We start from the raw sequence: 15,599 nt of genomic DNA on the forward strand, positions 1-15,599 counted from the left end.
GGTCATCCGTGGACCGGGCGCGGACCCGCCATGGCCCCATGTTGCAGTAGATCCTTTTCTTTAATTTTCAACAATAATCAGGGCAATTCCTTTTTTGCCGGAAAACTATCTGCGGCGGATGGAATGTCACCGGAGGCCGGAACAAGCGGGTAAAGAAAAATTGCGGCGGGTGGAAATGGGGGTGAAAATATGTGTCTCCCTGTCCGGTGCGGCAGCCCTTCTTTATCCGTCATCGTTGTTCCTGTTCATGAAAATCTGCCGGAACTGCTCGTAGGTATTCCCGGCTTCCTCGCGGAGCGAGGAAAAAGCTTCACGGTAGTTGAAACGGAAATCCTCGATCTTTTCCGGGACAGCCATGATCCCGGCACGAAAGCGCTCGCGGGTATCATCGGCAAAACCGGAGATATTTCCCGGCATCTCCCTGGCCTCTTCTGCCAGCTGGCGGAAATCCGAGCGCATGTTATGCGGGAATTCTTCCCTCATGGAGCGGAAAATGGCGGGAAGGTTTCTGAGGCGGTCGGCGCTCCGGCGATGGAAGGTGCGAACCGTGGCGGGAAGATGCTTCAGCCAGAGCTTGACCCTGCGGCCCTCCGCGGGATTGTTGATGAAAAAGAAACCGAGCAGAACCAGCAGGGCGGCAATCATGAGCCCTACCACCGTGCCCGACACGGCAGAGGTGGTGCTTCCCGCTACTTCCTCACGCTGTGCCGGGGGTGTGCCATCTTCCGCCTCCCGCTCCTGTATGGCTCTCTCCCTCGCTTCCTTGCCGTTCCGCTCCTCTATGTCGATGAATTCCGGGCCGTAAAAATAATAGCTGACGACATCTGCAAAATAGGTTACGCCCCGCTCCGCATCCTCGCGTGAGTTCTTGTGGCTGCCACATTCCAGCAGCAGGTTCAGGGGGAAGAGGTCCTGATTGTAACTTCCCTCCGCAACATAAACTCCGCGCAGCAACCCGGGGTAAACCCTGTCGGCATATCCCTTGAGATCATAGGCAAATTCGCGGTTGACGGCAAGATTTGGATTGGCCCGGCCCACGACAATCATGATCCGCGCCACCGGCCGGCCCGCAATTTCATGCTCGTAAATTTCGGCGGGAGCCGCATCCCGATGGATGTCGAAGATGGCGTCCGGTTCACGCTGGGCCAGTTTCCACGCTGTCGGCCGGGAGCGCCGGTAAGCCCCCCGGTCATGCGGCAGGTGCAGGTCATCGGAGTAGATGACATCGATGCCCTTTGCTTCCAGGGCAACCTTCATGGCCCGGCCCACGGCGTGGACACCCCCGGGGCCGTACTTGTGCTCCACCCCATCGGTAGGGACATAACATTCATCATTGTGCGTATGATAGAGGGCAATAAGAAAGGAAGCCTGTTCTTCCTCCGTATCGGTATCCTCCTCCTGCTCACCCCTGTCTTCATCTTCATCCTTATCCCCATTGTCCGGCTGTTCGGGTTCCTCATCGCCCTCGACATCATCGTCTCCATCGCCGTCTTTGTCTTCCGGGGCTGCCTCCCCCCCGCATGCCCGCGCCGTCTCCCCTGATCGGTGCTGCGAAGCAGTGGGGTGCTGTCTTCCTTCCGGCTCGAGGGAACGGGGAAGGTCAACGTCGATCTTTACCGTCTCCACGTAACGCACCATCCCCACCCTGTCCCTGACCTCGAATACCCTGTAAAGACGGTTGTCCTCGGCCAGGAATGAATCTCCCGTCCGGACACGCCTTCCGGTCTCCAGTATGATCCGCCCTTCTTCATCTTCCAGGCGGAAATATTTATTCTGCCGCATCTCCTTCGGGGTCAACTCTTCCGGCAGATAACGCCTCTCCAGCCACTTGCAAGCGGCAAGATGATGATAGGGGGCCTTCCCCGCAGGATTCAGGAGTCCGGTCAGGCATACCAGGGACAGCAAGACGATCAGATACCGTTTCCAGTGCACGAAGAACACGACCTTTCCCCTCTACGATTTTTCCCTCTCCGCACGTTCGCGCAGTTCGCCCACTATCTCCGCCAGGAGAACGGCGAATACTCCGGCAATCAGGGCTGCATCAAAAACGCCCGCCCCGCCCAGGGTTACCAAGACCACATAGCTGCTGCGGATGATAGTCTCTCCCCAGGCGAAGAGATCCAACATCAGGATAGCCCCGATCCCACCGACAAAAGAAGAACGGCGGGAACGGCCCAGGATGTAAGAGATGATTCCGGCAAAGACGGCGGGAATATAAAGGGGATCGAGCTCGTAACCGAATGTTCCCGGGGGGGTGCTGGGCAGAACGCGATCCAGCCCCCAGACAACCGCCCCGGCAAGAAGAACCACCGGCAAGGGGCGCACCTTCTCCCGGGGCTCATCGGCGGTGGCTATCAGGTAGATGGATATGGCCAGGGGGATCAACATCCCCCCCACATTCACGGAGAGGCCTCTCCAGACGGGTATCGCGGGCAGGAATCCGCCGACGAGCATGGCCATGACGAGAAAGAACGATTCCACGGGACCGATGCGCATCCTGTTCAGGACGCGGTGAACGAGAAAAAGATAGATCAACATGGGGACAATCGTTACCATCCTGATCACGGGTGCTTGCGGAAACATCGAAAACAGTTCCTCCCGCCGCATGAGATTTGAAACCGTTGAAATAAATTCCGGTTCTTTATTTTTTGCGAAGGGATGGCAGATTATGCAGGCGGAGGAATGTTTGTCGACCTTTTGAAAAGGGTGATGATCGGGGATTGAATGTAGTGCAGGATGAAATCGTTTCTAGCGGCATGTAGTGCAATCCGTCAAACTGCAGGTGCTGCAGCTGCTTCCTCCAGCGGAAGCAGATCCTCCGGAGCCGGTCTTGCAGTTGAAAGTGGAAAAAACTCTTTTTGCCTCGGAACCGCATTGCGGGCATTCAATGCCTTCCTTGCGGCTCGAACTGCAAAGTTTTTCGAAACGGCGGTTGCACTTTGCACAGAAAAATTCGTAAAGGGGCATCGTTTGTTCTCCCTCCTCGTAGATGATACCGTTCCCGGTCATGGTGGGGACCGGAAAAAACCCTGTTGACCCGGGGGAACGGCCGATATCCGACATGTCCTATTTTCTTCCCGGCAGCACCACGAAACGCATATTTATGATGAGATCGATCTTCTGCAATATTTTCAACACATCATGCGGAACCGGTTCATCGAGCTGCAGGGCCATGACCGCTTCCCCGCCGGCATGTTGCCGCCCCACCTGCATGCTGCCAATGTTGATGCCATGATCTCCAAGAACCGTTGCCACCTTGCCGATCACTCCGGGCTTGTCCTTGTAATTGCAGATGAGCATGTAGTGGGTGGGCACCATCTCGATGCGGAAATTGCCGATCTGCACGATGCGCATATCTTCCTGATTGAAAAGTGTGCCGGAAATCACGTTTTTTTCCCCGCCCGTGGTTACGGAAAGGGTGATAAGGTTGGAAAAATGGCCTCCATTGCTGGTCGATACCTCTTTGATGCGTATCCCCCGGCCCCGGGCCAGCACCGGAGCGTTTACATAGTTGACCTGGTTGCCGACCATGACCTCCAGTATCCCGATCAGGCATGAGGTGGTCAGGGGTGATAACGTCTTGTCGGCGATCTCGCCGCTGTAATGGATCTCCACTTCCTCGATGGAGCCGCCAAACACCTGCATGTAGAGACTGCCCATCAGACGCATCAGAGGCATGAACGGGTTTATATCGGCCATCACATCGGGCAGGACGATGGGGACATTGACCGCACAGCATACGGGGCCGCCGTTCAGGGCTTCCAGAACCTGTCTGGCCACCTGGACGGCGACATTCACCTGCGCCTCCCGCGTGGAAGCGCCGAGGTGCGGGGTCATGATCACGCTGTCATAGTTCACCAGGGGGCACCGGCTCGGCGGTTCCATTTCAAACACATCGAGGGCGGCGCCGGCAACATGGCCCGATTCCAGGGCCCGGCATAGTTCCTCTTCATCGATGAGCCCGCCGCGCGCGCAGTTTATGATCCGCACTCCCTGTTTCATCATCGCCAGCTGCTCTTTGCCTATGAGGTGGTAAGTTGAATTGTTGAGGGGAAGGTGCAGGCTGATAAAATCCGATTGCCGGTATACTTCCTCCAGGGGCACCATCTTCGCCCCGATCTTCTCCGCCTGTTCGGAAGAGATATAAGGATCGTAAGCTATGATATTCATGCCCATGGCCCGGCAACGGCGTGCCACCTCGCTGCCGATACGCCCCAGGCCGATGATCCCCAGAACCTTGCGATTCAGTTCCACGCCAAGGAATTGTTTGCGGTTCCATTCACCCTTTTTCATGGAAACGTTCGCTTCAAAAATATTGCGGGCCATCGCCGTGATGAGAGCGACGGTGTGCTCGGCAGCAGAAATGGTATTTCCCTCGGGTGCATTGATGACCACGATGCCTTTTTCCGTGGCCTTGTGGACATCGATGTTGTCCACACCAACCCCGGCCCGGCCGATAACGCGCAGTTTTTTTCCTGCTTCGATGACCTCGGCGTTGACCCTGGTTCCGCTGCGGACAATCAGGGCATCATAATCACCTATGACTTTTTTCAATTCCTCCGGGTCACTGTAATCCCCCTCGGTAACTTCTGCACGCTGTCTCAGGATCTCGATCCCTTCGGCAGAAAGAGGATCGCTGACCAGTATCTTCATGGCTAAGCATACCTCCTGCTGGTAAATGCTACTATTAAACAAGTTTATTATGGTTTATCTTGCTCCATTTAAGAATAATATCATATCAGGGGACAAAATTAAACCAAAATGTTCTCCAAACGTCAAAATTGTTCCCGTCAGCATGATCGGCAGGGAGAGCTTACCCGGCGGTTTTCCCGATTCGTCCAGGCCGGGTCAGAGGCTTCGCACCTCGGGGGAAAGAACACAATGGCCGGGGCTATCGGGTTCATCTATTCCGGATCGGATTGTTCGAGTGAAGGAAGAAACGCTTCGCGGGCGGCAGCCAGCTGTTTTTTCAAAGCCGCCTCGGCCACACCGCCCCTGATCGAACGGGCTTCGGTGCTCATGTACGGATCAAGAAGTTTCCCCATTCTGTCAGCATCGAGAGAGGGATGGAAGCGGTGCAGTTCATCGGTGGTCAATTCACCCAGGGTTCTGCCATGCTCCCGGCTGTAAGCGACCATCCTGCCCACCAGATGGTGGGAGTCCCGGAACGGAACCCCGCGGGTAACGAGGTAATCGGCAATATCCGTTGCCATGGCCGACACATCCCGGGCCGATTCTTCCATTCTTGCCGTGTTGAAACGGGCGGTGCGCAGCATCTCCCGGGTCAGCAAGAGGGCCGGTTTCAAGGTGTCGATGGCATCGAATACTCCTTCCTTGTCCTCCTGCATATCCCGGTTGTAGCTGAGGGGCAATCCCTTCATCGTCGTCAACAATCCGATGAGGCTGCCAAAAACACGGCCGGTTTTTCCTCTTGCCAGCTCGGCGATGTCCGGGTTCTTCTTCTGGGGCATGAGGCTGCTCCCGGTGGCGTAAGCATCGTCCATCTCCATGAATCCAAATTCGGCCGACGACCAGAGTACCAGTTCCTCGCCGATACGGCTCAGGTGCATCATGCATATCGAGGCAAATGAAAGGAATTCAAGCAGGTAATCGCGGTCGCTGACGGCATCGATGCTGTTCTCGTAAAGTTCCGCAAATCCGAGGCGTGCAGCCACCCGTTCCCGGTCAAGCGGGAAACCGCTTCCGGCCAGGGCACCGGCTCCCAGGGGCATGATGTCCGCCCGCCGGTAAGCCCCGCGCAGCCGCTCACGGTCCCGTTGAAACATCCAGAAATAGGACAGAAGGTGATGGGCGAAACGCACCGGCTGGGCTCGCTGCAGGTGGGTGTATCCCGGCATCAACGTCCCGATGTGGACGGCGGCCAGATCGCAGATCGTCTGCTGCAATTCATTCAGGAGTCGATCGATAGACCCTGTTTCTTTCTTGATGTAAAGGTGCATATCCAGCGCCACCTGGTCGTTGCGGCTTCTCCCCGTGTGCAATTTGCCCCCCGTCTCCCCGATTTTCTCGCAGAGGCGGTTCTCGATGTACATGTGAATATCCTCGTAAGAATGATCCGCTTCAAATTCTCCCGCTTCAATCTCCGCCCTGATCTCTTTCAGCCCGCCGGAGATGGCGGCCATCTCCTCCGCGGTGATGATCCCCGCTGCGGCGAGGGCATCGACATGTGCCAGGCTGCCCTCGATATCCACCTCCGCCAATCGGCAGTCGAAGTGGATGGAGGCGGAAAACCTCTCCACTTCGGGATCGGTCTGGCGGTCAAAACGACCGCCCCACGGTTTTTTCATGACAATCGCCTCCTTCTGCCCCTTGCGAAACTTTCATTCTTCTTTCTCTCTATGCATACCCCATATCTTCAATGGCAGGCCGAAAAGGTTGATAAAACCCTCGGCATCTTTCTGGTCGTAGAGCGAATCTTCTTCGAATGTGGCCAGCTCGGGGTTGTAGAGGGTATGGGGCGACTTCCTGCCCACGACCATGATATTCCCCTTGTAGAGTTTCAGCTTGACGGTGCCGCTTACCCGTTCCTGGGTAAAATTGAAGAAAGCATCCAGGGCTTCCCGCAAGGGGCTGTACCATTGTCCGTAGTAGATCAGTTCGGCATATTTCAGGGCCAGATGTTCCTTGAAATGCAATGTGTCACGGTCGATGCAGAGATGCTCCAGTTCCCGGTGGGCAAAGGTCAGAAGGGTGCCGGCCGGGGTCTCGTAGACACCGCGCGACTTCATCCCCACCAGCCTGTTTTCCACCAGGTCGGCCCGTCCGATCCCATGCCTGCCCGCCAGTTCGTTGAGCCCCTCGATCATCGCCACCGGCGTCTCCCGCCGACCGTTCACGGAAACCGGGATGCCTTTTTCCCACTCGATCTCCACTGTACACGGTTCATCGGGAGCCTCCTGCGGTGAGCAGGTGAGCAGGAACATCTCCCCGTCCGGTTCGTTCCAGGGGTCTTCCAGCACTCCCCCCTCGAAGCTGAGGTGCCAGAGGTTGCGATCCATGCTGTAAGGTTTGGCAGCAGTCACGGGCACGGGTATTTCATGCGCAGCAGCGTAAGCCAGGGCATCGCTGCGGGAACGGATCGTCCATTCCCTCCAGGGAGCGATGATCTTCAGATGCGGGGCCAGCGCCTTCAGGGTCAGCTCGAAGCGCACCTGGTCATTCCCCTTGCCGGTGGCCCCGTGAGCAACGGCTGTCGCCCCCACACGTCTGGCCACTTCCGCAAGTTTCCTGGCGATAACCGGCCGCGCGATGGCCGTTCCCAGAAGATATTTCCCCTCGTAGACAGCTCCCGATCTGAGCATCGGGTATATGAAATCGGTTACAAATTCTTCACGGACATCTTCAATGTATGCTTCGGCGGCACCGGTACGCAGGGCTTTCTCCACCAATCCCTCCAGTTCGGCAGAGCCCTGGCCGACATCGACGGCAACGGCAACGGCATCATAACCGTAATGCTCTTCGAGCCATTTCAAAATTACCGAGGTGTCAAGGCCTCCCGAATAGGCAACAACCACCTTCTCACGCTTCATCTTCTGCCATCTCCTTTCCTTTCAGGGGGTAAATTCCCGCCCCGCCCCGGGTCGATTCCGCAACCATTCCCCTGCAAATCGGCCCTTCTGTCATTCATCTTTTCTGTTTATATTTTTTCGCCTTCCGTTTTTTCTTACATGATGAGCGCCATCAATGCCTTCTGAACATGTAAACGATTCTCGGCCTGATCGAAGACCACCGATGAAGATGATTCCAGCACCTCGGCGGTGATCTCCTCGCCACGGTTGGCCGGCAGGCAGTGCATGACGATAGCCCCGGGTTCGGCCCTGTCAAGGAGGGCCCGGTCAAGCCGGTAGTGCTGCAATCTTCTCCGGCGTTCTTCCTGCTCGGTTTCCCGCCCCATGCTGGTCCAGACATCGGTGTAGAGAACCCCGGCCCCGCGGACTGCTTCCTGCGGATTGTCCGTAACCTCTATCTCTCCCCCCGTTTTCTCGCCCTCTTCACGCGCCCACGACAGTATTTCCGGCAACGGCGTGTAACCCTCCGGCGCACAGATCGTTATCTGCATACCCATCCTGCTGCAAGCAACCAGGAGGGAATGAGCCACGTTGCTGCCCCCGTCGCCCATGAAAACAATCTTGCCCGCCCTCAGGGCACCCCTGTGTTCGATGATGGTCATCAGGTCGGCCAGTGCCTGGCAAGGATGGAAAAGATCGGTCAGCCCGTTGATAACCGGAACGGACGCCCACTCTGCCAGTTCCACAACTTCACCGTGGTCAAAAGTACGGATCATGATCCCGTCAAGATAGCGGGAGAGGGTGTGAGCTGTATCCCGGATGGGTTCCCCCCGCCCCATCTGCAGATCCTGGGTGCTCAGGAAAAGGGCAAAACCCCCGAGCTGGAACATGCCCACCTCGAATGACACACGTGTCCTGGTTGATGGTTTCTGGAAGACCATACCCAGCGTTCTGCCTTCAAGAAAGCGGTGAGGGATCCCGTTCTTTCGCTCATTTTTCAGATCTGCAGCCAGGGAGAGTATCCCGCCGATCTCCGCCGGGGAGAAATCCTGCAGGCTGAGAAAATCCCGGCCCTGCAACTGCACCCGATATTCATGATAAGACATCCTTTCCATCTCCTCCCGTCACTTTATGGCCGCAAGGGCACCGTTGAAGATATCCATGAACAGTGCCAGGTCTTCCTCGTCGATGATCAGGGGGGGAAGCAGGCGGATGATCGATTCCCCGATAGCATTGATGAGCAGCCCCTTCTCCTGGCACTCCCTCTGGATGCGCACCGCCCCGGGAACGGTGAGTTCCATGGCCAACATCAGGCCCTTCCCCCTTGTTTCCGCGATCAGATCGGGATTTTTCTTCTTGAGCCCGTGCAGGTATTCCTGCAAGAGCCCCCCTATCCGGGTAACTTCCTGCAAAAAGTTTTTCTTCAGCATAGTCTGCAAGACGGCCACGGCCACCCGGCAAGCCAGAGGATTGCCGCCAAAAGTGGAGGCATGATCGCCGGGCCCCAGCCCCTGCGCCAGATCTTCGCGCACGATCATGGCCCCGATGGGAACACCTCCGGCAAGGGCCTTCGCCGCGGTCATGATATCCGGTTCCACCCCGTAACCTTCATAAGCCCAGAGAGAACCGGTACGCCCCATGCCGCATTGCACTTCATCGAAGATCAGCAAAATTCCTTCATTGTCACACAGTTTGCGCAACTTGCCCAGGAAATCGGCATCCGCCGGATATACACCCGCCTCGCCCTGGATCGGCTCGATCATTATTGCGCAGGTGTCTTTATCTACCAGTTGCTCGAACGAGGCGATGTCATTGAACCGGGCATACATGAAGCCGCCGGGCAGCGGATGAAAACCTTCATGATAGCGATCCTGGGCCGTGGCAGTGACCGTGGCCAGGGTGCGCCCGTGGAAAGAACGCTCCGCGGTGATGATTTTGTATTTGTGGTCGCCGCACTTTTTCTTGCTGTACTTTCGTGCCAGCTTGATGGCCGCCTCGTTGGCTTCCGCCCCGCTGTTGGCCAGGAAAACGCGGTCGCCAAAAGAATGTTTTGCCAGCAAGGCTGCCAGTTCAACCTGGGGCTCGCTGTAGTAGAGATTGGAAGTGTGGATCAGTTTTCCGGCCTGATCCTGCAAGGCCTTGACGATGGCCGGATGAGCATGACCCAACGAATTGACGGCCAGCCCGCTGACAAAATCAAGGTATTTGCGGCCGGATTCGTCCCATACATAGCTTCCGCGACCCCTGGTAATGAGGATATTTCGTTCCGGATCCCGCCGATATGTATTGATCATATGCCGGGCTTCCAGATCCTTGATCGCAGACAATTTGTTTTTCATCACAATTCTTCATCCTTTCCGTGCTTTTCTCCTACCACCATGGTGCCGATCCCTTCATCGGTAAAGATCTCCAGCAAAAGGGAGTGATGCGTGCGGCCATCGATGATATGAGTGCGCAAAACACCGTTCTCCAGTGCCCTCAAGCATGCCTGAACCTTGGGGATCATCCCCTCGTTGATACGGCCGTCGGCGATCATCTGTGTGGCGGACTTCCTGTCAAGAATGGAGATAAGGTTTTGGTGTTCCCCGTTGGGGTCAGCCATGATCCCCTCGATGTTGGTCAACAGTATGAGTTTTTCCGCTTTCAATGCCGACGCCAGTTCGCCGGCGGCGCAATCAGCATTTATATTCAATCCTTCGTGCCTTTTGCTATCGACCCCGATGGAGGAGACCACGGGGATATAGTCCTGGCGGATGAGAGCATCAATGATATCTGCATTCACAGTGCTGATCTCCCCGACCAGGCCCAGGTCGACGAGCTCCTCTTCTCCGTTCACGGTGATCTTCTGCGGTGGCAGGCGGTCGGCAACAAACATGTTGGCATCCCGGCCGCTGAGACCGACGGCTTTGCCACCATGGCTGTTGATCAGGCTGACGATCTCGCGGTTCACCTTGCCGCTGAGCACCATCTCGGCCAGTTCCATCGTCTCCGCGTCGGTGACCCGCAGCCCCCCTGCAAAGACGGATTCCTTGTTTATTTTCCTGCTCCACCTGTTTATTTCCTTCCCCCCGCCATGCACCAGGACGGGGTTGATCCCGATGTATTTCAGCAGGATGATATCCACGGCCACCTTCTCTTTCAGTTCTTCATTGATCATGGCATGGCCGCCGTACTTGATCACAAAGGTTTTTCCCGCAAATTTACGGATGTAAGGCAGCGACTCCACAAGCACCTCGGCTTTGGCAATGAGTTTCTCCACAGGCACCATCTTTATTCCATCCCTCCGTTTTATCTTGCATCCCATTCGGCAATCCTTCCCCGACATGATTCCACATCATTCAGGTTCGGTAACAGCTGTTTATCTTGACGTACTCGTGGCTGAGATCGTTGCCCCAGGTGCGGATCTCCTCCGAACCTGCATGAAGGTCTATGGTCATGGCGATCTTTTTTCTTCGGAGATACCCGATCAGTTCCTTCTCGTCAAAATCCGCCTGTTGCCCGGCGGCAGCGACCTTGAAAGGCCCGATATACAGTTCCGCCTCCCGCGGATTGAAATCAACTCCCGCATAGCCCATCGCCGCCAGGATCCTGCCCCAGTTGGCATCTTCCCCGAAAAAGGCGGTCTTGACCAGAAGGGAATTGAGCACGGCCCGGGCAAGGGCACGCGCATTTTCAAATGTGGCCGCCCCTTTCACCGTGAGATCCAGCACCTTGGTAACCCCCTCGCCATCGGCGGCGATGAGATAGGAGAGGGAGCGGCAGGTCTGCAGCAATGACTCGCGGAAAAGATCATATTCCGGGCCTTCGGTTTCAATATTGATGCCCGCAGCGCCGTTGGCCAGAAGCAGAACCATATCGTTGGTAGAGGTATCTCCATCAACCGAAACCAGGTTGAAAGTGCGCTCCACTGCCTCCAGCAAGGCTTTCTGCAGCAGGCCGCCCGGCATGGAGATGTCGGTGGTGATAAAAGCAAGCATGGTCGCCATGTCGGGGCAGATCATCCCCGAACCCTTGGCCATCCCTCCGACAACCGCCTTTTTTGCACCGATCTGCAGGTGCAGAGCCATTTTCTTCTCCACCCTGTCCGTGGTCATTATGGCCCGGGCAGCATCATCCCCGCCCCGGGTGGTGGCATTCAATTTCTCAACCGCATGCCCGATCCCCTCCCGGATCCGCTCCATGGGCAGCCGCTGGCCGATAACCCCCGTGGAGGCAACGAGCACTGCATCTGCAGGTATGGAAAGTTCCGCAGCAGCGAGGGCCGCCATCTCCTCGGCATCGCGGTAACCGGCATCGCCCACACAGGCGTTGGCATTGCCGCTGTTTACAACCACGGCACTGATGGGATTACCGATCCGGCTCCGGCTGATCTCCACCGGTGCCGCCCTGAAAAGATTGCGGGTAAAGGTACCGGCTGCCGCCGCCGGCTTCTCCGAAAATATGAGGGCCAGATCCTTGCTGGAACCGTTGTCTTTCTTCAGGCCGCAGTAAATACCGGAAGCCTTGAATCCCCGGGGAGAGGTGATCCCCCCGTCAGGTATTTTTTTGATTTTGAAGTCTGCGTTCATTTCTTCTCCTCGCTTTCACGGTGTGGGACACAACCGGACATCCGCTAGGGGGTCAATGCCGTGTTCCGCAAACCGCTTTCCTCGGGCCAGCCGCACATGATATTCATGTTCTGCACCGCCTGCCCGGAGGCCCCCTTGACCAGGTTATCGATGGCTGAAACCAGGATCAGTTTCCCCGTGCGGCTGTCCTTGCACAGGGAGAGAAAACAGAAATTGCTGCCCTGCACCCAGCGGGTTTCGGGCAACAGGGGCGGCTCCATCACCTTCACGAACGGTTCCCCGCGGTAAAATGAACGGTAGCCGTCAAGGAAATTCCCCGGATCGTCTTCCCCGCGCGGGGTAACGTAGATGGTTGACAGGATCCCCCTGCTCATCGGGGCCAGATGGGGGGTAAACAGGATCTGTACCGGCCCGCGCCCATCCGGAGAGGCACCCCCGTCAATATCTTTCCCGTTCAAACGTACAGAGGCCAGTTCCTGCTCTATCTCGGGCGTATGCTGGTGAGTGGCTATGCGGTAAGCCTTGAAGTTCTCGTTGCACTCGGGATAATGAAATGGCTGGCGGGGAGACCTTCCCGCTCCGGACACACCCGATTTGGCATCGATGATAATATCATCCGTGCCGATCAGATCAGCGGCCATCAACGGGGCCAGTGCCAGGATGATCCCGGTGGGATAACAACCGGGGTTGGCCACCAGCCTCGCCGCGGCAATTTCTTTCCGGTAAAGCTCCGGCATCCCGTAAACGGCCTCTTCCAGAAACTCGGGACAGGGATGCGTTCGCTCATACCATTGTGGATAGAGACTCGCGTCCTTGAGCCTGAAATCGGCGCTGAGATCGACAACGCGGAAATCGCGTTCCAGCAGGGCAGGTACCACTTCCATGGATTTGCCATGTGGCAGGGCACAGAAGACCAGATCCGTTTCGGCCGGAATATCATCGACCTTCAATCCCGAGCAGGTCAGTTTCGCCGCCCCCGACAGATGGGGGTGAACAGCATCAAGCTTCTGCCCTTTGAATCTCTCCGAACTGACAAAGACAACTTCCGCGCCGGGGTGAGCAAGGAGCAGGCGCATGAGCTCCATACCCGTGTAACCGGTTACCCCCAGCACCGCTATTTTTTTCTTCCCGATCATTTTTTCTTCAGCCATCTCATTCCTCCTGCAATAAAAATAAAGCCTCTCTCCTGCAAAGGACGAGAGACTTGCTCGCGGTACCACCTTTATTGGCCCGGGAGAAGATGACTTCCCCCGTGACCCCCTCGATTTTACCCGGCCACAGATAGCGGCGGATAAAACTTGATAACGGCAAGCGCCGACGTCTGCCTACACACCGTGATGGCTTCGGCAGAGTTACTCGGGGGTGCGCTTCGACATCCGGACAGGCACCGGGCTTCCACCCTCCCCGGCTCGCTTGGCCCGTCTGGGGATGCTACTCTCCCCGTCATTGATGTTTTTTTATTATTTTAAAATGTAAAGATGTAAAACATTTTATCACTTGTGTCTGCAGATTGCAAGCCCGATCTGAACATTTCACCCGCTCCGTTTGCAAGGTGGAAAGTCACTAGAAGGGGATTCTTCGGTCGCCCTGAAAAGCAGGGCTCCCTCTGAATGACAGGTAGACCACTTTTATCAGGCAGGTAGTAAGCGGTGTTCAAGGAGGGTATTCTTCGGTCGCCTGCGGCCCCTCTAAATTTCCACGCGTTACCCGCACCACGATAAACGGAAATTATTTCTTCCGGGTGCATATTTTTGCTGGAGTTCATTTATTTCCATAGCAATAACAGACAGGAATGACAGGTAGTAGAAACGCAGCCGCTCGCTGGAAAGATAGTAGTAGAAAAGGGCTCACCCCCCCTGTCAGGCAGGCAACCGTTGCCACGTAACACGCAGGCATCTTCTTCCGGGGAACATCGATCGCATCCCGGTTCATGCTTGTTCGACTTCCGGGGTCTAAAGCGGCATGTTTCCATGCTTGCGCAGGGGGCGGCTCTCCCTTTTCGAGCGCAGCGCCTCGAGGGAACGGAGAAGATGCAAGCGTGTCTGCCGCGGTTCGATCACATCATCAACCCAGCCTTTCCCCGCCGCTATGAAGGGATTGGCAAATTTCCGGCGGTATTCCTCGATGAACCGCTGCCTTTCTTCCGCGGGGTTTGCAGCCGCCTCTATTTCCTTGCGGTTGATGATATTCACTGCCCCCTCGGGTCCCATGACCGCTATCTCCGCGGTGGGCCAGGCCAGGGATATATCAGAACCCAGAGACCTTGAGTCCATGGCCAGGTAGGCCCCGCCGTATGCCTTGCGCAGGATGACTGTGATCCGGGGCACGGTGGCTTCCGCGTAGGAATACAGTATCTTGGCCCCATGGCGGATGACGCCACCCCATTCCTGTTCCACCCCCGGCAGGTAGCCGGGCACATCGACGAAGGTTATCAGGGGGATGTTGAAACAATCACAGAAACGAACAAAACGGGATATCTTGTCCGAGGAATTGATGTCCAGGCAACCGGCCATCGCCAGGGGCTGGTTGGCAACCAGGCCCACCGACTGCCCCCCCATGCGGGCAAAACCGACCACCGCGTTGCGGGCATAATCCTGGTGGACCTCGAGGAATCTGCTCCCATCGGTGATCCTTCCGATAACCTCGCGGATGTCATATCCCTTGTTGACGTCCCCGGGGACGAGGGTATCCAGTTCTGCAGAATCGAGCTGCGGTTCCTCCGGTTCACACCGGGGAGGATCTTCGATATTGTTGGACGGCAGGTAGCTCAGCAAATTCCTTACTTTCTGAAGGCATTCATCTTCTGTCCCGGCAGAGAAATGCGCCACTCCGCTGGTTTGGTTGTGGGTCTCCGCCCCGCCGAGCTCCTCCTGGCTGACTTCTTCACCGGTCACCGCCTTGACCACCTGCGGGCCGGTGATGAACATGTAACTTGTTTTCTCGGCCATGAAAACAAAATCGGTAAGAGCGGGAGAATAGACAGCCCCGCCGGCGCAAGGCCCCAGAATGACCGATATCTGGGGCACGACCCCGGAATAGATCGTGTTGCGGTAAAAAATTTCTCCATATCCGTTGAGAGCATGGACGCCTTCCTGGATACGCGCTCCGCCGGAATCGTTGAGCCCGATGACGGGAGTGCCGTTTTTGGCAGCCAGATCAAGCACGCGGCATATCTTGGCAGCATGCACCTCGCCCAGGGAACCGCCGGCCACCGTGAAATCCTGAGCAAAGATATAGACCGTACGCCCATCGATGGTGCCGTAACCGGTCACCACCCCCTCGCCGGGATTCTTTATCTCCTGCAAGCTTGCATCGGTAAGGCCTCCCTGGGAGAAGACCCCCAGTTCCACGAAACTGTTTTCATCAAGGATTCTATCAAGACGCTCACGAGCCGTTTTTTTACCTTTTTCATGCTGATTGCGGCGCCTTTCATCACCGCCGCCCATGATCGTTATTTTACGACGTTTTTCTAGTTGTGATAGCTTGTTATCCATTTTTACAG

At 56.5% G+C, this 15,599-nt stretch carries 12 protein-coding genes; all 12 read right to left on the minus strand.

The genetic code is table 11. From position 1 onward, the window contains the following. Nucleotides 1-222: 222 nt before the first annotated feature. Nucleotides 223-1,941, minus strand: a complete 1,719-nt coding sequence (locus GX364_09250) for a hypothetical protein (protein ID NLI71034.1) — start codon at nt 1,939-1,941, stop codon at nt 223-225. A 12-nt stretch (nt 1,942-1,953) separates the two neighbouring features. Further along, nucleotides 1,954-2,583, minus strand: a complete 630-nt coding sequence (locus GX364_09255) for a DUF1614 domain-containing protein (protein ID NLI71035.1) — start codon at nt 2,581-2,583, stop codon at nt 1,954-1,956. 165 nt (nt 2,584-2,748) lie between these two features. Beyond that, nucleotides 2,749-2,967 carry a zinc ribbon domain-containing protein gene (locus GX364_09260; GenBank protein ID NLI71036.1) on the minus strand — a complete coding sequence of 73 codons (219 nt, stop codon included), beginning with the start codon at nt 2,965-2,967 and terminating at the stop codon, nt 2,749-2,751. A 99-nt stretch (nt 2,968-3,066) separates the two neighbouring features. Beyond that, nucleotides 3,067-4,653 carry a phosphoglycerate dehydrogenase gene (locus tag GX364_09265; protein ID NLI71037.1) on the minus strand — a complete coding sequence of 529 codons (1,587 nt, stop codon included), beginning with the start codon at nt 4,651-4,653 and terminating at the stop codon, nt 3,067-3,069. A 251-nt stretch (nt 4,654-4,904) separates the two neighbouring features. Beyond that, the gene (gene argH / locus GX364_09270) at nt 4,905-6,308 is read right to left on the minus strand and encodes an argininosuccinate lyase (GenBank protein NLI71038.1); all 1,404 of its coding nucleotides are present in this window, start codon (nt 6,306-6,308) and stop codon (nt 4,905-4,907) included. 33 nt (nt 6,309-6,341) lie between these two features. Next, nucleotides 6,342-7,550, minus strand: a complete 1,209-nt coding sequence (locus GX364_09275) for an argininosuccinate synthase (protein ID NLI71039.1) — start codon at nt 7,548-7,550, stop codon at nt 6,342-6,344. Between the two features lie 134 nt (nt 7,551-7,684). Further along, a complete protein-coding gene (gene argF / locus GX364_09280; GenBank protein NLI71040.1) occupies nt 7,685-8,635 on the minus strand; it encodes an ornithine carbamoyltransferase in 951 nt (316 codons plus the stop codon). 18 nt (nt 8,636-8,653) lie between these two features. Beyond that, nucleotides 8,654-9,868 carry an aspartate aminotransferase family protein gene (locus tag GX364_09285; GenBank protein NLI71041.1) on the minus strand — a complete coding sequence of 405 codons (1,215 nt, stop codon included), beginning with the start codon at nt 9,866-9,868 and terminating at the stop codon, nt 8,654-8,656. Then, the gene (gene argB / locus GX364_09290; GenBank protein NLI71042.1) at nt 9,868-10,797 is read right to left on the minus strand and encodes an acetylglutamate kinase; all 930 of its coding nucleotides are present in this window, start codon (nt 10,795-10,797) and stop codon (nt 9,868-9,870) included. Before argB ends, GX364_09285 begins: the two co-directional genes overlap by 1 nt. Nucleotides 10,798-10,867: 70 nt before the next feature. Continuing rightward, nucleotides 10,868-12,097, minus strand: coding sequence for a bifunctional glutamate N-acetyltransferase/amino-acid acetyltransferase ArgJ (gene argJ / locus GX364_09295; GenBank protein NLI71043.1), 1,230 nt, complete (start codon nt 12,095-12,097; stop codon nt 10,868-10,870). A gap of 44 nt (nt 12,098-12,141) precedes the next feature. Beyond that, complete coding sequence (locus tag GX364_09300) at nt 12,142-13,233, minus strand: N-acetyl-gamma-glutamyl-phosphate reductase (GenBank protein ID NLI71044.1); 1,092 nt, start codon at nt 13,231-13,233, stop codon at nt 12,142-12,144. Between the two features lie 816 nt (nt 13,234-14,049). Beyond that, nucleotides 14,050-15,591 (minus strand): methylmalonyl-CoA carboxyltransferase, encoded by a 1,542-nt coding sequence (locus GX364_09305; GenBank protein ID NLI71045.1) that lies wholly within the window; start codon nt 15,589-15,591, stop codon nt 14,050-14,052. Nucleotides 15,592-15,599: the final 8 nt, after the last annotated feature.

The organism is Bacillota bacterium, assembly GCA_012518215.1.
In the GTDB taxonomy this organism is placed as follows: Bacteria; Bacillota; Dethiobacteria; order DTU022; family PWGO01; genus JAAYSV01.

Bases quoted from the DNA above. Each gene is read 5' to 3' on its own strand.
- GX364_09255 (NLI71035.1), bottom strand. From the start codon at position 2,583: ATGTTTCCGCAAGCACCCGTGATCAGGATGGTAACGATTGTCCCCATG.
- GX364_09260 (NLI71036.1), bottom strand. From the start codon at position 2,967: ATGCCCCTTTACGAATTTTTCTGTGCAAAGTGCAACCGCCGTTTCGAA.
- GX364_09265 (NLI71037.1), bottom strand. From the start codon at position 4,653: ATGAAGATACTGGTCAGCGATCCTCTTTCTGCCGAAGGGATCGAGATC.
- argH (NLI71038.1), bottom strand. From the start codon at position 6,308: ATGAAAAAACCGTGGGGCGGTCGTTTTGACCGCCAGACCGATCCCGAA.
- GX364_09275 (NLI71039.1), bottom strand. From the start codon at position 7,550: ATGAAGCGTGAGAAGGTGGTTGTTGCCTATTCGGGAGGCCTTGACACC.
- argF (NLI71040.1), bottom strand. From the start codon at position 8,635: ATGTCTTATCATGAATATCGGGTGCAGTTGCAGGGCCGGGATTTTCTC.
- GX364_09285 (NLI71041.1), bottom strand. From the start codon at position 9,868: ATGAAAAACAAATTGTCTGCGATCAAGGATCTGGAAGCCCGGCATATG.
- argB (NLI71042.1), bottom strand. From the start codon at position 10,797: ATGGTGCCTGTGGAGAAACTCATTGCCAAAGCCGAGGTGCTTGTGGAG.
- argJ (NLI71043.1), bottom strand. From the start codon at position 12,097: ATGAACGCAGACTTCAAAATCAAAAAAATACCTGACGGGGGGATCACC.
- GX364_09300 (NLI71044.1), bottom strand. From the start codon at position 13,233: ATGATCGGGAAGAAAAAAATAGCGGTGCTGGGGGTAACCGGTTACACG.
- GX364_09305 (NLI71045.1), bottom strand. From the start codon at position 15,591: ATGGATAACAAGCTATCACAACTAGAAAAACGTCGTAAAATAACGATC.